An 18,745-nucleotide genomic window follows, 5' to 3' on the forward strand; every position below is an offset into this window, starting at 1 on the left:
TGATTATTGCTACAATGAATGGAATAAAAGAAGATGATAGATAAGGGGTAAAAAATGAATTCAACCAGTGTAATAAGAAAAGTGATGATTAGGCATAAAAAAGGTCTACATGCAAGAGTGGCCGCGATGATTGTTCAAAAAGCTGTAGAGTTACAAAATGACTATGGGGTAATTTTTAAGGTGCAAAAAGGCGCTTTTAAAGAAGTGCCATTAACCAGTATATTATTACTAATTTCTATGAAAATTAAAGCGGGAGAAGAAATAGAGATATTAACAATTGGTAATGAAGCAAAAGAAGCATCAGAAAAAATGGGGCTTTACTTGGAAAGTGATTTTGACTATGATCAGACTTCAATGAACAGCATTGACAACCTATTGCAGGACAATATTCTAACAGCTGAGAATATATTTAACAATATTGGAAATGGCTTATTGGTCATAGATGAGAATGATATAGTAACGCTTTTTAATGCTGAAGCAGAAAGACTTTTTGGTATAAGGTCCGATCAGATTATAGGTAAGAACATCAAGGTGGTCATGCCGGAATCAGAACTACCGGAAGTTGCGAAAACCCAAAAATCAAAAATAGGATACACCCAAAACAGAGGTAAGTATACCATTGTAACCAATACGACACCTTTGATTGTTGAAAATGAAGCAAGGGGCGCCGTTAGTATCTTTGAAGATATATCAAAACTGGTTAAGATTTCATGGCAACTTAAGGAAATTAAAGAGTTAAAGGAGAAATATCAGCTTATTTTAGAATCAGTACAAGATGGCATTTGCGTTTTTGACCATAAAGGAAAAATCACTTATATCAATGCTGCATATTGCCAAATCGTTGGAAAAAGCATCAAGGAAATTATTGGTAAGAATATTTATGACTTATCACCGAATGGGGACAGGGTTAAGGTTTTAGAAACAAGGCAGCCCATATTAGGTGGGATAAGTGAAAAAGAAAACGGTGTTACGATTGTGGCAAATATTAACCCCTTAATCGTTGACGGGCAGATACGGGGTGGTATTTCTACCATTAAAGACATCACTCAATTACAAGATTTGATGGAAAAACTGAATCAGATCTCGGCAAAGGCAGATTATCTTCAAGAAGAACTGATTAGAACCAAAAGGCTTGGGCCGGCTTTTGATCGAATTATTGGTGTCAGTGGCAAAATTTATGACTCAATGGCCATTGCTGCAAAAGCATCGCTTAGTAACTATACGGTATTAATTAGAGGTGAGAGTGGTACCGGTAAGGAGTTGATTGCAGAAGCTATCCATTATTCAAGTGCTAGAGACAAAGAGCCATTCATTAGGGTTAACTGTGGTGCAATACCACCCACACTACTTGAAAGTGAGTTATTCGGACATGAAAAGGGCGCTTTTACTAGTGCAGTAAAAACCAAATTAGGTCGCTTTGAGTTAGCCCATAAAGGTACGATTTTTCTTGATGAAATTGGTGAGTTAGACAAAAGTATGCAGGTAAAACTGCTCAGAGTGGTTCAGAACAAAGAATTTCAAAGAGTCGGTGGAGAAAAAACAATAAAAGTAGATGTGCGCATTGTGGCAGCCACCAATCAGAATCTAGAAGAGCTTCTTAAAACAGGTGATTTTAGAGAAGATCTATACTACAGGTTGAATGTAATTCCTATATGGTTACCACCTCTTAGAGAAAGAAAAGAAGACATACCTGTGCTTGTTGAATATTTTGCAGAAAAAATATGTAAGGATTTGGAAAGAAGTAACATAACCATAGAAAAAGAAGGGATGCGTGCCCTGATTCAATATGATTGGCCAGGTAATGTACGAGAACTAGAAAACATCATGGAGAGAACCATCATATTACTAGATGGTGATGTGATTAGACTTACGAACATACCCTCCTATGTTATAGGAAATCGCCAAGAAAACATGAAAAAACCAGCGGGTGTTTCAATAATGGAACTGGATGATGATTTAACTTTTAAAGAGTATGAAGAAATAATCATTAAGACAGCCCTTAAAAGACATGGTAGCTACAACAAAGCAGGTAAAGCATTAGGACTTACACATAATACAGTTGCAGCGAAAGTCAGAAAGTATAATATTCGATTTAATGAGACATCTGATTGAACTGGCACAGATATTGCTACTATTAAAATAGAGTTGTTATAGAAACTGGAAAACAGCTAAGAAGAAAAAATGGAGGAATCTATTATGGCAGCAACAGTAAGCAGTTTTATAAGTGCAATCAATGATTCAATTACAAGCAACAAGGTTTTTCTAACAGATTTAGATGGGGTAATAGGGGATGCAGATCATGGCATTAATATGACCCGTGGATTTAATGCCGCTGTGCTGAAGGTGACAGAGGAAGATAGTGATGTAGGTGCAACCCTTAAGAAAGTGGGTATGACACTGATTTCAACGGTTGGAGGTGCTTCCGGACCATTATATGGTACAGCTTTTATGAAAGCTGGCGGTGAAGCTGTTGGAAAGACAGCATTAGATGGTGAAACAATTAGTAAGATGTGGCTGGCAGCACTTGAGGGCATAAAGGCAAGAGGTAAGGCAACGCTCGGTGAAAAGACGATGATTGATGCGATAGAACCGGCTATGGAGGCGTTTAATAAAGCCATGGGCGAAGGTGCGACGATTGAAGAAGGTCTTGATAAAGCCATTGAAGCGGCAGAGGTCGGTATAGAATATACGAAGACCATTCGTGCTACAAAAGGACGAGCAAGTTATCTAGGTGATCGTAGTATTGGTCATCAAGATCCTGGGGCGACCTCTTTTACTATTATATTGAAAACAATAACCGATCATTATAAGAAAGAAGTATTGGGGGTATAAAGATGGTAGGCATAGTGGTTGTATCCCATAGTAAAAAAGTAGCAGAAGGTATCGTAGAGTTATCTATGCAAATGGCTGGAGTCAATCAAAAAATAATTGCTGCAGGTGGTATGGAAAATGGAGAAATAGGAACAGATGCTGTTAGAATAGCAACCGCAGTTAAGGAAGCGGAAACAGGAAAAGGGGTTGTTATATTAGTGGATCTAGGTAGTGCTGTTATTAGTTCTAATCTAGCCATTGAGCTCCTTGAAGAAGAAGGCTTGAACATAGATGTTCGCATAGCAGACGGACCGGTACTTGAAGGTGCAGTTAGCGCATCTGTACAAGCCTACATCGGGGGAACGATAGACGAAGTCGTATCAGCGGCAGAACTTGCAAGAGATGTACTCAAACTACAGTAGAGTTACAAATAAGACAACGAGGAGGTGCTAAGGTGAAAGAAGTTGTTTATATGATTGTAAATCGTTTGGGTATTCATGCAAGGCCGGCTGCAGAGATTGCAAAAATAGCATCCAAATTCGATTGTGATGTTACACTAACGGGTAATAATAAACAGGCGAATGCCAAAAGCTTACTTATGATTATGGCCTTGGGAATTAAAAACGATCAAGAAGTAACCATAGCTGTAAATGGACCGGATGAAGACAAGGCTATAGAAGCCTTAAATATCCTGATTACAAATAATTTTTATGAGGATTAGAGGTGCAAATAATGGAATATCAAGGTAAGGCTGTTGTTGAAGGCATCGGCATGGGTAAAGTACAATTACTACTATCTGCTTTTGATCATGAACTTGAAGCATATGAAAAAGAAAGTCAAGAAGCGGAGAGAGAAAAACTTCAAAAAGCCATTGAAGGTGCTCTTGAACAAATAGACAAAATATTGGATCAGGCTAGAAATAGCACCAATAAGGACCAGATTGCCATTATGGAAGCGCATGTGCTTATGATGCACGATCCGATGCTACAAGATACGGTTGATCGATGTATTGAAGATGGTTTGTCGGCACCGGAAGCTACATTAAAGGCGACGGACGAGGTAGCAGCTATTCTAGGAAGCTTGGAAGACCCCTATATTAGAGAACGTGCAGCGGATGTTAAAGATGTAGGAAAAAGAATCATACGGGTGCTCCTTGGAATTCCTGATCCTAAGCTGGATGGACATAATATCATATTATGTGGTGAGGACATTGAACCATCGGTGATTGCGAACTTATCATCCGATCAAGTGGTCGGTATTGTTATGGGCAGTGGCAGCGCTACTTCACATTCGGTTATTATCGCTAAGTCAAAAGGGATTGTTACCATAGTAGGCATTGGAGATACGATTAGCGAACTGAAAAATGATGCAACAGCCATTGTAGATGGTTACGAAGGCAAGTTGATTGTAAATCCTGATAAAGAAACAGTCAGCAAGTACGAAGAAGCTTTGAAGATAGAAGAAGAGAAGCGTGTATATTATCTGAGCCTAAAAGACCTTCCGGCAATTACAATGACCGGTCAGGAAATCACCTTAGCGACCAACATAGGAAACCCCAAGGATATTGATGATGCTCTAAAATATGGTGGCAAAGGCGTTGGACTTTTCAGAACTGAATTTGTTTTCATGGGTAAAAAGAAAATGCCAACAGAGGAAGAACAATTTGAAGCTTATCGCTATGTTGTTGAAAGATCAGAGGGTCATCTATGCGTCATTAGAACAATGGATATAGGCGGCGATAAACCTTTAAGCTACCTAGACATTGGCAAAGAAGAAAACCCTTTCTTAGGATGGCGAGCAATTCGTATATGCTTAGAGCGAACAGACATATTCTTAACACAGATCAAAGCGATTCTTAGAGCTTCAGCTTATGGGAAACTAGCCATTATGTTACCTATGATTATCGGTTATGAAGAAGTAACAGCCGCAAAATCATTAATTGAAGAAGCCAAGACCATGTTAGAGACTCAAGGTCAAGCCTATGACAAAAATATTGAAGTTGGCATCATGATAGAGACCCCAGCAGCGGTAATCATGTCCGAGGAACTGGCACAGGAGATGGATTTCTTTAGCATTGGTACCAATGATTTGGTTCAATATACCCTTGCGGTAGACAGAGGTAATCAAAGAATCAGTCACTTATATGATCATTTCAATCCGGCTGTACTTAGATCTATCAAAACAGTTATTGACGGGGCACATAAGCATGGAAAATGGGTCGGTGTCTGTGGTGAAATGGCGGGTGATCCTTTGGCGACGAAGCTTTTGGTTGAGATGGGTGTTGATGAGCTGAGTATGAGTGGACCATCCATACCCAAAATCAAAGAAATAATACGAAAAATGGATGATAAAGAAAATATTGTAGAAGAAGTACTTAAACAAAAAGAAGTAAAAAAAATCAGGCAACTATTAGCTGGCACAGTTCTTGCTACTAATATAAAGTGATACCATTAATCAAAAGGAGGATGAAAAATGAAAAAAATTATCAACAATCCAGACAATGTAGTAGATGAAATGCTCAAAGGGATTATCGCGGCACATCCAAGCTACGTAAAGAGAGTAGAAGGTTTTGAGGTATTGGTAAGAGCCAATGCACCACAGCCCAAAGTTGCCTTGGTTAGTGGCGGGGGCAGTGGTCATGAGCCTTCACATGGTGGCTTTGTTGGAAAAGGCATGTTAGATGGCGCGGTTGCCGGAGCAGTATTTACATCACCTACACCAGACCAAGTCTATGAAGCAATCAAAGCAGTAGATGGCGGTAAAGGTGTGCTACTGGTTGTCAAAAATTACACTGGGGATGTAATGAACTTTGAAATGGCAGCAGAGATGGCAGCAGAAGAAGGCATCACCGTTGAACATGTCGTTGTTAACGATGACGTTGCCGTAGAAGATAGTACCTGGACAACAGGTAGAAGAGGTATTGCAGGAACTGTATTGATTCATAAGATTGCAGGCGCAAAAGCTGAAGCAGGTGGCGACCTTCAAGAAGTTAAGCGCGTAGCAGAGAAAGTTATTGCGAATGTAAAATCAATGGGTATGGCACTTACCACATGTACAGTACCGGCAGCTGGGAAACCTAGTTTTGTTCTTGGTGATGATGAAGTTGAAATTGGTATGGGTATCCATGGCGAGCCAGGCACACACAGAGAAACCTTACGTTCTGCAAACGATACAGTCGACCATTTGCTTGGTAAAGTATTAGAAGACTTAAGTCTTGATAAGGATGATGAAGTTGCTGTAATGGTTAACGGCTTAGGCGGAACACCCATTATGGAACTTTATGTTGCGAATTTAAGAGTAGCAGAAGTATTGGCTGAAAAAGGTATTCGTATAGCTAAGACCTATGTAGGTAACTATATGACTTCTTTAGACATGGCTGGTTTTTCAGTTACAGTATTAAAATTAGATGCTGAGCTTAAAGATCTATTATTTGCACCAGCGGATACACCAGCACTTGTTCAAAACTAAGATATTTATATAATAATTGAACTTTAGGTTGAAAAAATCTGAGTTTATTTAAGTCAAATAGGTCTCTAAGCAGATAAAATGCTTAGAGATCTTTTTTCTGTTTTCATTAGGGGTACCATGAAGACCCTTTCACAGCATGCTCATGTTGATTGTTACCAAAAAAAACAATTCTGTGCAAGAAATAATGTGTATATTTTATGAGGTAAATTAATGAAAATTGCTCTATAATATAATATAGAAGATTCTTGTTTAACGAAGGTATAGATGGTTATGATTTTTTGTGATAATTGACAGAGCAGATTGGGGTGATACATTTTGGGCGTTCGAATTGTTATGAATAAGCCGGGCAGTGGTAAAACGGATAAATTGTATAAAGAAATCATAGAGGCTTCCATAGCGTTGCCGACAGATGAAACCATTTTACTCATTGTACCTGAGCAAGCCACGTTGAATGTTCAACATGAGATGATAAGGGCCCATCCCAATCATTGTATTACCAATATAGAGGTGCTTAGTTTTGGAAGGCTTTCTTATAGAATGGTGGACGAACTCGGCGTTGCGGGTAAAGCTTTGCTCTCAGATGTTGGAAAGACCATGATGATCCGTAAGATTATTGATACTTCAAAAGCAGATTACCCTTTTTTAAGTAGGCATATTCAGAAAAAAGGCTATGTAAATGAGTTGCGTGATTTGATGTCAGAATTCTCAAGGTATGGCATATCAGAATATGACTTTGAAAGTATCGTAGATCAAACCGATGCGGAGATTCTTAAAATTAAACTAAGAGACTGTGGAAAACTCTATAATACCTACAAAGAACAATTGCTTGCTAATTATTTAAGTGGTGAAACCCTTTTTGAACGTCTGGTAGAGATTGCCCATAAGAGTCAGTGGTTAAAAAAAGCCACCATCATGATAGACGGGTTCTATGGTTTTACACCGATACAATATCTTTTAATAGAAAAACTTATGTATACCGCGAAAGATTTGACCCTAACCCTAACCGGTGAAGCTTCTGTCCTTAAGGGAAAACCTTTAGACGAGAGCCATCTATACTATGAGAGTTATTATACCTATCATGCCTTGATGCAAAAGATTCATGAGCAAAGGATTCATGATTATACAGAAGAAGAATGGATAGAAGAATCAAGGGGTGATGTGAACTTCATCCAGCATTTAAGAGAAAATCTCTATCAGTATCCATATGATGTATTTGGGGCGGGCCCAAAAGGGTTGCGTTTGGCCCATGCTTCATCGATGAAAAAAGAAGTGGCTTATTTAAGAGACAGTATACTCAAGTTGGTTATGGAAAAAGACTATACTTATAACGATATAGGGGTGTTAGCCGGTGATCTAAACCGTTATGAACGCCTCATCAATGAAATGCTTCCAGAGGCAGGTATCCCAATTTATTTTGACAAGAAAAAGCCCTTTGCATCCAACGATGCGGTGATTTTTGTTATGTCCATTATTAAAGTGTTTAAAAGCAATTTTAGTTATGAGGCAATTTTTGAATATCTAAAATCAGACTATGTGGACTATGACCAGGATCTGTTAGACCATTTGGAAAACTATGTTATCCGTTACGGTATCAGAGGCCTATCAGCTTGGTCAAAAGAATGGGTCTATAAAGTTCCGGATATTCACAAGAAAAAAGATACGCCACTAGCCATCCAGCTCTTATCAGCCATCAATGACTTAAGGAAAGAGATTATTTCTCCCTTTTTGATGGTCAAACATTCTAAAAAACAAAGGGTCAAAGATCACTTACTGCACATCTATGAGATACTACTTTATCACGGAGTAGAATCAAAAATTCAGAACAAGGCAGACGACTATATGTCGACGTATCATTATGATGAAGCAAGGACTTATAACCAAGTCTACAAAGTATTAATGACTTTATTTGATCAATTGGCCTTGATGTCCACTGAAGAAAAGGTGGATGATGGGACGTTCAATAATCTAATGGAAGCGGGCATTGAACAACTTGAACTTGGCCTTGTGCCGCCTAGGATGGATCAGGTGATTATCGGGGATCTGACAAGAAGTCGAATGCCGCGTAAAAAAGCTATTTTTGCTATTGGTTTAAACGAAGGTGTTGTACCCATGTTGAAAGAAGGATCAGGGTTATTAACAGACCGTGAAAGAGAATGGATGGTGGAAAAAGGGATAAAATTAGCGCCAACGACCATAAAGAACCTATACCGAGAACAGTTCTATATCTATATGGCCTTGTTAAATACAAGTAAGAGGCTATACTTAAGTTATACCCTTATGAATGAGGAAGGTAAAGCAACCAGACCATCTCATTTAATCCATATGGTTAAGAAGATATGTCCTCTAGTTAAGCATTATAATATAGATCAACTTTATAAAAATAAGATCGTCTTCAATAGACCAAGTGTGGTTTTTAAGCAGTTGTTGCAGAAACTACAAAAAGACAAAGACATCAATATAAATGGTGATAGTGATATCGAATCCATACTAACCTGGTTTAGAAATGAACCAGCGTGGTACTCAAGGCTGGAAATAGCTCTTAGAGGTCGCAAGGATCATTTTTTAGAAGATCATTTATCAGATCATCATAGATTGTACGGAGAAACACTGAAGAACAGTGTGTCTCGGCTTGAACAGTTTTCCAAGTGTCCTTTTGCCCACTTTGTTACTTATGGCTTAAAGGCTCATGAAAGAGAAGCTTATGAGATTACCATGCCTCAGCTGGGATTAATATTTCATAAGGTCATCGAGCTGATATCTAAGCGTGTACAAAAACGACAATTATCATGGTCAGAAGTCACAGAAGCAATGCGAAAAGAATGGATTGAAGAATTTGTAATGAATCTTGCAGGTGAAGAGACCCAAAGGGTATTTTTTGATTCTAATAGAAACATCTTTTTGTTGAACCGACTAAAGAGAATCTTGAATCGATCCATATGGGCCATTGCGTATCAAATCAGTCAAGGTGACTTTAGACCACAGTTTACAGAATGGCATTTTGACGGCGCTGATTATGATGTGAACAGCTTAAATCTAGAACTGGATAACAGTAGAAAAATGATATTAAGAGGTACAATCGATAGGATAGACAGCTATTCGAATGATAGCTATACCTATATAACGATTATTGATTATAAATCTTCCAGTCAGGATTTGGATTTTGGTGATATTTATCATGGGCTTCAATTGCAACTTCTGGTGTATCTAAATGCCGCACTTCAGGTGCAAGAAAAGGCATCGGATAAGAAAATCATACCGGCCGGTTTGTTTTATTTTAAGATAGATGATCCCTTTATTGCTTCTACTGCAGAATTCAATGAATCACATATTGAAGATGAACTGCTAGAATCTATGCAGTTAAAAGGCGTCGCTTTAAATGATACTGAAGTTATAACAAAACTGGACAATTTATTTGTCAAAGCATCCAAAGTCATACCGGTGTCGAAAAATAAGGATGGTCAGCTATCTAAGGTGTCAAAAGTCTTGGAACTAGAGGATTTCGATACACTATGTGGCTATGTACGAGAAGAAACCCAAAGAATAGGTAATGAAATCATAAAAGGCAATATTGAAGTCAAACCCTATAAAAAAGGGGAAGTAAGTGCTTGTGACTATTGTAAATATGGGGGTATATGCCGATTTGATGAAAAGATGCCGAACTTTGAATACCGGCGGACGGACAAAGAACAGGATAGAGAATATCTTGAAATGATGAAAAATCATTGGCAACAGGATTAGTTCAGTGTTACACTATACTATAGGGCAATTTTATAATCAACTGAAATGGGCGTCAAAAATGCAGTCGAATGAAATGAGGTATCAAATATGGAAGATGTCATTAGGAGAATTATTGATATTGAGGAAAAGGCACAAGCATTAATGAAACACACGATGCAAGAGAAGGAAGCACTTATAAAAAGCTATGAAGAAAAAACAGTCGCCTTGGAAAAAAGAATCCTTGAAGAAGCCGATACTAAAATTGAGCAAATAAGAAAAAAAGAACTAAGTGACAGTACCAATGAGAGAAAAGAAGCAGAAAAACAATGTGACATGAAAATAATGGCCATAGAAGAAAAAATCAAAAAAAACAAAGAAGTATGGATTTCTGATTTGGTCAATCAAGTCTTAAGTAGGTAGGTTGAGTTATGCTAAATGCTTTTAAATATGCACATCTAACAACTAAAATCAGAGCTATGCAAGGCAAGATGCTGAAAGATGAGGATTTTGTAAATCTACTTAGAATGCAGTCTGTTAAGGAAATAGCCAATTATTTGAAAAACAATACGTATTATAAGCAGAATTTTGAGGAGATGGACAATCAAGACATACATCGTGGGCAGCTAGAGATTATGCTTAACCGTGCACTGATTCACGATGCCCTCAAAATAGCGAAATTCTTAAAAGGGAAAGAAAAATCCATTTATAGGTTTGTATACCGAAAGCAAGAAATAGAGGACCTAAAAAAAATGCTGCGAGCCCTACATATGGGTAAACCTCTAGATAAAATAGATCGAAAAACCCTTTTTATTAGCCATCATAGCAATATTGATTTTAATACGGCTCTAAAGGCAAATACCATTCGTGAGTTAATTGATACCCTGGAAGACACCAATTTTTACCCGATTCTATCTCCACTGCTCATAGAAGACAATAAAATCAATCTATTTGCAGCTGAAATGGCCCTTGATTTGTATTATTATAATCAAGTTCATGATCAAATTCACAAAAAAATATCTGGAAAAGATTATGAGATTATGCATATGAGCTTTGGCTTGGATGCAGATTTTAGAAATATGATGTGGATTTATCGAAGCAAGCAATTTTATAATCTTAGAAAAGAGATTATTTACAGTTATATTATACCAAATGGGCATAAGCTGAAAAAACAAGATATCATCAAATTGGTTGAGGCAGATACCGGCCAAGAAGTCTTAAGACTTCTGAAAGCAGGGCCTTATGGAGAGATTGTTGACTTTGATAGTGGTCATTGGGACAATAGCTTTAATAAATATTATGGTAACAAACAGTTAAGACAGATGCGGCTTTTACCGTTTACCATTGCGCCAATTATTGGTTATATTTTTATCAAAGAAATTGAGATCTTGAATCTGACAACAATCATAGAAGGTGTAAGATACAAAGTTGATCCGAAAAAGGTTGAGACATACTTAGCGCGTCAGAGTAAAGGAGTGGGGAATTATGATTGAAAAAATGCATTTTGTAAATATTGTCGGACCGCTTAAATCATTTGATACATTCGTGATTCAAAGCTTTATACCACATGAGATTCAGTTGGAAAATGCTTACAATATTCTTCATTCGGTTAAAGGATTATTCAAGTTTGATGATGAGAATCCGTATCAAAAGCTTGAAGAGAAAGTAAATAAGTTAGGTGAGGTGGCCGATGTTGTTTTTGAATATGATGATACGGCACCAGTGGGTATTATGCCGGTGCATATGTTAGAACCGGAAATTGAAGGCTATGAAAGGCAAATTGAAACCATTAAGCATATCAGTAGCTCTCTTAGAGAAGATTTGGAATACAAAATTCAACTCAGAAACCAAATCATACCTATACAGAATTTGGATGTTAAGGTCAATGAACTGTTTGATTTTGACTATATGAAATTCAGATTTGGATCCATGGCAATAGATAACTTTAAAAAGCTTCAGGATTACATTGAAGCCATGGATGTTATTGCGTTTGAAGTTTCAAGAACAGACAAACTGGTCTACCTGTTTTACTTTACACCAAGAACAAAAAAATTCAATATAGACAGTCTTTTTGCATCTTTATATTTCACCAGAATTCGACTGTCAAATGACATCAAAGGTTACCCGAAACAAACTTTAGAAAAATTAAATGAAGAGATTGAAGAACTCACTTTACGGGTTGAAGAGTTAGACCAACAATCAAAATCTTATATTCAAAAACATATCAAACGCATTCAAGAGCTCTATACATATGTGGCCCAGCTTAACGGGACCTTTGATGTTAGGTCCATGGCGGTAAGGTCTAAAGATGCCTTTTATATGACAGGTTGGGTGGCAGATAGTGAGCTAGCCGCCTTCAAAGAGAAAATGGATGCTTTTCCAAGTGTTACATGTGTTTTTGAGGACGATGATACGAATAAAAACTCAAGACCACCAACCAAACTTAGAAACAATTGGTTCTTCAAACCTTTTGAACCGGTCGTAAAGATGTATGGCACACCCTCATACAATGAATTTGACCCTACAGTATTTGTAGCTATAACGTATATGCTCATGTTTGGAGGTATGTTTGGTGATGTGGGACAGGGTTTGGTGATTAGCCTTATTGGATATCTGCTTTATCGTAGATCCCAAAATGCCTTAGGACAGGTTATGATATATTTAGGTGGTGCTTCAGTGTTTTTTGGTTTCATTTATGGATCCTTCTTTGGAGATGACCATCTTCTGGGAAATCTGCTTAATTACAAACCCATTAACAGTATGGAGAATATGATGGAAATGTTAGGCAGTGCCATTGTTTTAGGCGTGGTGTTAATTCTGATAGTAATGCTCATTAATATTCGTAACGCTTATAAGCAGAAAAATATAGCGAAAATGCTATTTGATCGTAATGGTGTAGCCGGTTTGATTTTTTATCTTGCGGTACTTGGAATAACCTTATCAGTAGTCTTGAATGTAGATGTGCATCCCTTAGTGGTCATATTATTCGTGGTTGCCCCTTTGGTTCTAATATTTCTGGCGCACCCTTTGGACAATTGGATTCAGAAGAAAGAACATATTTTCCCCCAGGACAAAGGCAGCTATATTATTGAGGCTGTATTTGAACTTGTAGAAACTTTACTGGCCTTTTTGAGCAACACCATTTCATTTATGCGTGTTGGGGCTTTTGCATTAAACCATGTCGGATTTTTCCTTGTATTTAAGATTCTATCTGAAATGGTATCAAAAACAGACAATTCCATCAATGGCGTTCTGGTAATGTTTTTTGGGAATATATTGATTCTAGGACTTGAAGGCTTAATTGTTGGCATACAAGGCATCAGACTTGAATATTACGAATTATTTAGCCGTTTTTTCGAAGGTGAAGGAACGGAATTTAAACCATTTACCATAAAAAAGATCATAAAATAATCGCAACCAGCGGGATTTGAAAAATGGAGGAATCAAGATGAGTTTTATTTTAACAATGGCATTAATTCTGGTATTATCAACAGTAGTTGTAGGCATATGGAGTATACGAAGAAGCATTAAGCAGTCTCATGCGAAAGCATATATTGGCATTAATCTTACGACGTTTTTTGTACTGATGATTGGCGCGACAATATTTATTTTTAGTGGACCGGAGTCGATGGCTGCGACAGAAGACTTGGCGGTAGCCATTGCGTCACAAGAGGGACTTAAGTTTATTGCAGCAGCTTTATCAACAGGTCTTGCATCCATTGGTGCGGGTATTGCAGTTGCCATATCCGGATCAGCAGCTATTGGAGCAATTTCAGAAGATCCTAAGCTACTGGGAAAAACCGTTATATTTGTAGGTCTAGCAGAAGGAATTGCAATCTATGGATTGATTATCTCAATTATGATTCTTGGAAATTAAGGAAGTTGTAACCAAGCAAGTTTTAACCTTAAGGAGGTGCTTGTTGTGAAGATGTTTTTAATTAGCGATAATATCGATACAAAAACCGGCATGCGTCTGGCAGGTGTATCAGGTGTTGTTGTACATAAAAAAGAAGAAGTTATTGAGGTTTTTAACGATATATTAAAAAACCCGGAAGTAGATATTGTACTAATGACTGAAAAAATTGCATTGCTAATACCGGAGATGATTGATGATGTAAGATTGAACTATCAGACCCCTTTGATTGTCGAAATTCCTGACAGACATGGTTCTGAACGCAAATCAGATTCAATAACCCGATATGTACGGGATGCTCTTGGACTCAAGATATAAGGTGGTATAAGATGAGTAAAGTAGATGAAAAACTTGCACGCTTTTCCAATGATATAATGTCCGATCTTGGAGAAGAGCGAAATATGATATTAAAAGAGGTTGAGGAACGAGAAAAGAAAGCCTATGAGACAAAGGAACTTGAATTATTGACCCAGGCTTATGAGAAAATACAGTTAGCCCTTCTGAAAATTGATAAGGAAAAAAACGAGTTGATGTCAAAAACATTGGTAGAAAATAGAACGCGTTTATTTCATAAACGTCTGGAATTGATAGATGATATTTTTAACCAGGCAGTGGAACGACTACAGACTTTTGCAAAATCAGAGGCTTATATGCCACATTTACTTCACCTGATTGAAGAAGGCAGACATATCCTAGGTGTAGGCAATTTGGAAGTATTTCTGAATTACAGTGATCATTCAATTAAAGATCAGGTTAGTGAAGCGACTGGATTAAAGGTAGTACTAGAATCTAAACATGTTAATCTGGTCGGAGGATGTAAAATATACAATAGAACCAGCCAAAAGGTTATAGATTATTCCTTTGCCAATGAACTGGAAGCATTGCGAGAAGATTTCTTGCACAAATGTAATTTGGAAGTGGGATAAGGGGGTGGCGATTGTGATTGAACAAGGTAGAATTGCCGGTATCAATGGACCGGTTATTACCATTAGAGATAGTAAAAAATATCAGATGCTTGAAATGATATTCGTAGGACACCTGAAACTTATTGGTGAAGTTATTAATATTGAAGGGCAAGACGTGATTGCCCAAGTCTATGAGTCGACAACAGGTCTTGGAATTGGAGAGCCTGTATATGCAACCGGAGAGCCCATGTCACTTGAGCTTGGACCGGGTATTGTAGGCGGTGTTTTTGACGGTATACAAAGACCTTTGACCACTATAAATGATAAATCAGGTACTTTCATTGGTCGCGGATTAGAAGTAGTAGCACTTGATCGAGATGTAAAGTGGCAGGTTGAGATACCTGTCAAAGTAGGAGATAAACTTAAAAGCGGCGATATTTATGCCTTAGTTCAAGAGACTGACCTTGTCATGCATAAAGTTATGGTCGGACCCAATCAATCGGGTAAGGTCATCGAAGTTGTAAACGATGGTGCGTATACCATTGATCAAACGATTGTAAAAATCATGGACAAGTATGAGGATATTATTGAATTAAAGCTGTATCAAAAATGGCCGGTTAGACAACCAAGACCTTTTAGTTCACGTAAACCGTTATCTAAGCCACTCATAACCGGTCAACGGATTATAGACAGTCTTTTTCCAATAGCAAAAGGTGGTGCAGCGGCCATTCCAGGTGGATTTGGCACAGGTAAAACCATGACCCAACATCAATTGGCAAAGTGGAGCGATGCGGATATCATTGTCTATATTGGCTGTGGTGAACGGGGCAATGAGATCACTGAAGTATTAGAAGATTTCCCCAAGCTTATTGACCCTAAGTCGGGTAGACCTTTGATGGAAAGAACGATACTTATTGCGAATACATCAAACATGCCCGTTGCAGCCCGTGAAGCATCCATATACACAGGGATTACCATAGCCGAGTACTATAGAGATATGGGTTATCATGTAGCCATTATGGCGGATTCTACATCAAGATGGGCGGAGGCATTAAGAGAAATCTCAGGACGATTGGAAGAAATGCCAGCAGAAGAAGGCTTTCCTTCTTATCTTCCCTCAAGGCTTTCCCAGTTTTATGAACGAGCTGGTTATGTGGAGACATTAAACGGCCAAGAAGGATCCGTTAGTATTATTGGTGCGGTTTCACCTCAAGGCGGGGACTTTTCGGAGCCGGTAACCCAAAATACCAAACGATTTATTCGATGTTTTTGGGCCCTTGATCGCCAACTTGCTTATTCAAGGCACTATCCTGCCATTCACTGGTTAAATTCTTATAGTGAGTATATGGAAGGGATGGCATCTTGGTATCAAGAGAATGTGTCAGAAGACTTTTTGGCAATTCGACAGGAAGTCATGGCATTGTTACAAGAAGAAAGCAAGTTGATGGATATTGTTAAGTTGATTGGCGCTGATATTTTACCGGAGGAGCAAAAGTTAATCCTTGAGATATGCTCTGTATTAAGGCTTGGCTTTTTGCAACAAAATGCCTTTCATGATGTGGATACCTATGTACCCTTAGGCAAGCAAAAAGAAATGATGAGGGTTACACTCTATACCTACGAGAAATCCAAGGAGTTGTTGGAATTTGGCATACCGGTTTCTCAAATGCGTAAAACAGGTATCTATGAAGAATTGATAAAAATCAAATACACGGTAGGCAATGATAACTTGGATGCCTTTGAGCCGATTTTTGCCCGTGTTGACAAAATATTTACAACACTTCGAGAGAGTTACAAAAGCTTTGAAAGGGTGAAGAACGGATGAGTATTGAATACTTAGGTGTAAGAGACATAACCGGATCCATCATAATCTTAGAAGGTATAAAGGATGCAATGTTTGAAGAAATGGTTGAAATCACCTTAGATAATGGTGAGGTGAGACAGGGCCGTGTTATAGAGTTGCTAGAAGATGTAGCGGTTGTTCAGGTTTTTGAAGGTACCACAGGTATGTCTAGCTCTAATACGAGAACCAGATTTACAGGTAAGCCCCTGAAAATACCATTATCTAAAGAGATTCTAGGTAGAAAAATGAACGGTCTTGGGAAACCTATTGATGGTTTAGGCAAGCTTTTTGCAGATGTGCGGTGGGATATTAATGGTGATCCAATTAATCCCATAGCAAGAAAATACCCGAGAAATTACATTCAGACAGGCATATCTGCCATCGATGGTTTAACAACATTGATACGAGGTCAGAAGTTACCGATTTTTTCAGGAAATGGTTTGCCTCATGATGCACTGGCGGTTCAAATCGTAAACCAGGCACAGCTTTCAGCAGAAAATGAGGATGAAGAAAACTTTGCGATTGTATTTGCAGCCATGGGTGTAAAAAATGATGTGGCGGATTATTTTACCCAGTGTTTTACCAGCAGTGGTGTAATGGAGAAAGTCGTGACCTTTATGAATCTGGCCAACGATCCTGTAGTTGAAAGAATTGTAACACCAAGATGTGCATTAACGGCAGCTGAGTATCTTGCCTTCGAGCACAATATGCATGTACTAGTTATTTTAACCGATATGACATCTTATTGTGAAGCCCTTAGAGAAATTTCATCTTCAAAAGGTGAGATACCCAGTCGAAAAGGGTTCCCAGGCTATATGTATAGTGATTTGGCCTCTCTTTATGAGCGTGCAGGGATGTTAAAGGATAGAACAGGTTCTATTACTCAGGTACCAATCTTGACCATGCCCAATGATGATATTACCCACCCTATACCGGATTTGACCGGTTACATAACAGAAGGTCAAGTGGTACTGGATCGAAGCTTACATCAGAAAGGCATCTACCCACCGATTATTGTATTGCCATCCTTATCAAGGCTGATGAAAGATGGTATAGGGGAAGGTTATACAAGAGCCGATCATCCTCAAGTAGCGAATCAACTTTTTGCATCCTATGCTAAGGTTCAAGAAGTTAAAGCTTTGGCATCAGTTATCGGTGAAGATGAACTGACAGAAATAGATCAGAAATATATGGCCTTTGGTCGAGCTTTTGAAAATGGATTCGTAGCCCAAAGATTTGATGAGGAACGCGTAATGGAAGCAACCTTAGACATCGGTTGGAACTTACTTGGTATGCTTCCTAAAGAAGAGTTGACCAGGCTAGATGATACTATTTTGAATAAGTATTACAAGGCAACGACAGAATAAGGAAGTGAGTCGTCATGGACAGTACATTATTTCCAACAAAAGGTAATTTAATACTAGCTAAGAATACACTATCCCTCTCAAGGCAAGGCTATGATCTTTTAGAACAGAAAAGAAACATCCTTGTACGAGAGGTCATGCTCTTGATTGATGAAGCTAGAGAAATTCAGAGTGTTATCAGTAGCACTTTTGCCAACGCGTACGCTGCCCTTCAAGAAGCCAATCTAACTATCGGTATTAACACAGTGGAACAGATAGGTGAAGCCATTGAAGAGGAGACCGGTATAGAAATCAAAGTACGCTCGATCATGGGTGTTGAAATGCCTGTCATTAAAGAATTGTCAACAGATTTGGAGCCTCAATATGGCTTTGCTAGAACCAATTCATCTCTTGATGAAGCATTTTCCATGTTCGTTAAGGTGAAAAATCTGACGGTACAACTGGCAGAAGTGGAAAATGCCATCTATAGGTTAGCCTCTAACATAAAAAAAACGCAAAAAAGATCCAATGCTTTAAAAAACATTATGATTCCTAGATATGAATCAGTAACAAAAAATATTGTAAATGCTCTTGAAGAAAAAGAACGGGAAGAATTCACAAGACTCAAGATGATCAAAAAAAGAGGTTAGTGCCAGAAAAGATTTAGAAATAGATTCGATTTAAAAAGGCTTATTGCGGATTCAGTGCCTCAAGGACTGTTTCTGCAATAAGCCTTTATGTTTTTATT

16 protein-coding genes are annotated in these 18,745 nt (G+C 38.1%); all 16 read left to right on the plus strand.

All coding sequences use genetic code 11. The annotated features are described in order from the left end of the window. The first annotated feature begins 54 nt into the window (after positions 1-54). The 16 genes from P0N36_RS04410 to P0N36_RS04485 all read left to right on the plus strand — a co-directional run bounded on the left by P0N36_RS04410 (position 55) and on the right by P0N36_RS04485 (position 18,647). Positions 55-2,112 (plus strand): sigma 54-interacting transcriptional regulator, encoded by a 2,058-nt coding sequence (locus P0N36_RS04410; protein ID WP_275841623.1) that lies wholly within the window; start codon positions 55-57, stop codon positions 2,110-2,112. Positions 2,113-2,196: 84 nt separating this feature from the next. Further along, complete coding sequence (dhaL, locus tag P0N36_RS04415) at positions 2,197-2,832, plus strand: dihydroxyacetone kinase subunit DhaL (protein ID WP_275841624.1); 636 nt, start codon at positions 2,197-2,199, stop codon at positions 2,830-2,832. A 2-nt stretch (positions 2,833-2,834) separates the two neighbouring features. Next, complete coding sequence (dhaM, locus tag P0N36_RS04420) at positions 2,835-3,233, plus strand: dihydroxyacetone kinase phosphoryl donor subunit DhaM (RefSeq protein WP_275841625.1); 399 nt, start codon at positions 2,835-2,837, stop codon at positions 3,231-3,233. 32 nt (positions 3,234-3,265) lie between these two features. Then, a complete protein-coding gene (locus P0N36_RS04425) occupies positions 3,266-3,532 on the plus strand; it encodes an HPr family phosphocarrier protein (RefSeq protein WP_275841626.1) in 267 nt (88 codons plus the stop codon). A gap of 11 nt (positions 3,533-3,543) precedes the next feature. Further along, a complete protein-coding gene (ptsP, locus tag P0N36_RS04430; RefSeq protein ID WP_275841640.1) occupies positions 3,544-5,256 on the plus strand; it encodes a phosphoenolpyruvate--protein phosphotransferase in 1,713 nt (570 codons plus the stop codon). Between the two features lie 27 nt (positions 5,257-5,283). Further along, a complete protein-coding gene (gene dhaK, locus P0N36_RS04435) occupies positions 5,284-6,279 on the plus strand; it encodes a dihydroxyacetone kinase subunit DhaK (RefSeq protein WP_275841627.1) in 996 nt (331 codons plus the stop codon). A 315-nt stretch (positions 6,280-6,594) separates the two neighbouring features. Continuing rightward, complete coding sequence (locus P0N36_RS04440) at positions 6,595-10,017, plus strand: PD-(D/E)XK nuclease family protein (protein ID WP_275841628.1); 3,423 nt, start codon at positions 6,595-6,597, stop codon at positions 10,015-10,017. A gap of 87 nt (positions 10,018-10,104) precedes the next feature. After that, positions 10,105-10,416, plus strand: coding sequence for a hypothetical protein (locus P0N36_RS04445; protein WP_275841629.1), 312 nt, complete (start codon positions 10,105-10,107; stop codon positions 10,414-10,416). An 8-nt stretch (positions 10,417-10,424) separates the two neighbouring features. Continuing rightward, positions 10,425-11,486: a V-type ATPase subunit gene (locus P0N36_RS04450; protein WP_275841630.1), complete on the plus strand. Its 1,062-nt coding sequence runs from the start codon at positions 10,425-10,427 to the stop codon at positions 11,484-11,486. Then, the gene (locus P0N36_RS04455; protein ID WP_275841631.1) at positions 11,479-13,404 is read left to right on the plus strand and encodes a V-type ATP synthase subunit I; all 1,926 of its coding nucleotides are present in this window, start codon (positions 11,479-11,481) and stop codon (positions 13,402-13,404) included. Before P0N36_RS04450 ends, P0N36_RS04455 begins: the two co-directional genes overlap by 8 nt. Positions 13,405-13,441: 37 nt before the next feature. After that, positions 13,442-13,870 carry an ATP synthase subunit C gene (locus P0N36_RS04460; protein WP_275841632.1) on the plus strand — a complete coding sequence of 143 codons (429 nt, stop codon included), beginning with the start codon at positions 13,442-13,444 and terminating at the stop codon, positions 13,868-13,870. 45 nt (positions 13,871-13,915) lie between these two features. Beyond that, entirely contained in the window at positions 13,916-14,224 is a 309-nt protein-coding gene (locus P0N36_RS04465; RefSeq protein ID WP_275841633.1) for a V-type ATP synthase subunit F, read from the plus strand. A gap of 11 nt (positions 14,225-14,235) precedes the next feature. Beyond that, on the plus strand, positions 14,236-14,832 hold the full coding sequence (locus P0N36_RS04470; protein WP_275841634.1) for a V-type ATP synthase subunit E: 597 nt from the start codon (positions 14,236-14,238) through the stop codon (positions 14,830-14,832). Between the two features lie 13 nt (positions 14,833-14,845). Beyond that, positions 14,846-16,636 carry a V-type ATP synthase subunit A gene (locus P0N36_RS04475; protein ID WP_275841635.1) on the plus strand — a complete coding sequence of 597 codons (1,791 nt, stop codon included), beginning with the start codon at positions 14,846-14,848 and terminating at the stop codon, positions 16,634-16,636. Continuing rightward, positions 16,633-18,021, plus strand: coding sequence for a V-type ATP synthase subunit B (locus tag P0N36_RS04480; RefSeq protein WP_275841636.1), 1,389 nt, complete (start codon positions 16,633-16,635; stop codon positions 18,019-18,021). Before P0N36_RS04475 ends, P0N36_RS04480 begins: the two co-directional genes overlap by 4 nt. Before the next feature lie 14 nt (positions 18,022-18,035). Next, positions 18,036-18,647 (plus strand): V-type ATP synthase subunit D, encoded by a 612-nt coding sequence (locus P0N36_RS04485; protein WP_275841637.1) that lies wholly within the window; start codon positions 18,036-18,038, stop codon positions 18,645-18,647. Positions 18,648-18,745 lie beyond the last annotated feature (98 nt).

This window comes from Petrocella sp. FN5 (genome assembly GCF_029210395.1).
Classification (GTDB): domain Bacteria; phylum Bacillota; class Clostridia; order Lachnospirales; family Vallitaleaceae; genus Petrocella.

What these genes read in the sequence shown, in the direction of transcription:
- P0N36_RS04410 (WP_275841623.1), top strand. Translation starts at nt 55, where the DNA reads ATGAATTCAACCAGTGTAATAAGAAAAGTGATGATTAGGCATAAAAAA.
- dhaL (WP_275841624.1), top strand. Translation starts at nt 2,197, where the DNA reads ATGGCAGCAACAGTAAGCAGTTTTATAAGTGCAATCAATGATTCAATT.
- dhaM (WP_275841625.1), top strand. Translation starts at nt 2,835, where the DNA reads ATGGTAGGCATAGTGGTTGTATCCCATAGTAAAAAAGTAGCAGAAGGT.
- ptsP (WP_275841640.1), top strand. Translation starts at nt 3,544, where the DNA reads ATGGAATATCAAGGTAAGGCTGTTGTTGAAGGCATCGGCATGGGTAAA.
- dhaK (WP_275841627.1), top strand. Translation starts at nt 5,284, where the DNA reads ATGAAAAAAATTATCAACAATCCAGACAATGTAGTAGATGAAATGCTC.
- P0N36_RS04445 (WP_275841629.1), top strand. Translation starts at nt 10,105, where the DNA reads ATGGAAGATGTCATTAGGAGAATTATTGATATTGAGGAAAAGGCACAA.
- P0N36_RS04450 (WP_275841630.1), top strand. Translation starts at nt 10,425, where the DNA reads ATGCTAAATGCTTTTAAATATGCACATCTAACAACTAAAATCAGAGCT.
- P0N36_RS04455 (WP_275841631.1), top strand. Translation starts at nt 11,479, where the DNA reads ATGATTGAAAAAATGCATTTTGTAAATATTGTCGGACCGCTTAAATCA.
- P0N36_RS04460 (WP_275841632.1), top strand. Translation starts at nt 13,442, where the DNA reads ATGAGTTTTATTTTAACAATGGCATTAATTCTGGTATTATCAACAGTA.
- P0N36_RS04470 (WP_275841634.1), top strand. Translation starts at nt 14,236, where the DNA reads ATGAGTAAAGTAGATGAAAAACTTGCACGCTTTTCCAATGATATAATG.
- P0N36_RS04480 (WP_275841636.1), top strand. Translation starts at nt 16,633, where the DNA reads ATGAGTATTGAATACTTAGGTGTAAGAGACATAACCGGATCCATCATA.
- P0N36_RS04485 (WP_275841637.1), top strand. Translation starts at nt 18,036, where the DNA reads ATGGACAGTACATTATTTCCAACAAAAGGTAATTTAATACTAGCTAAG.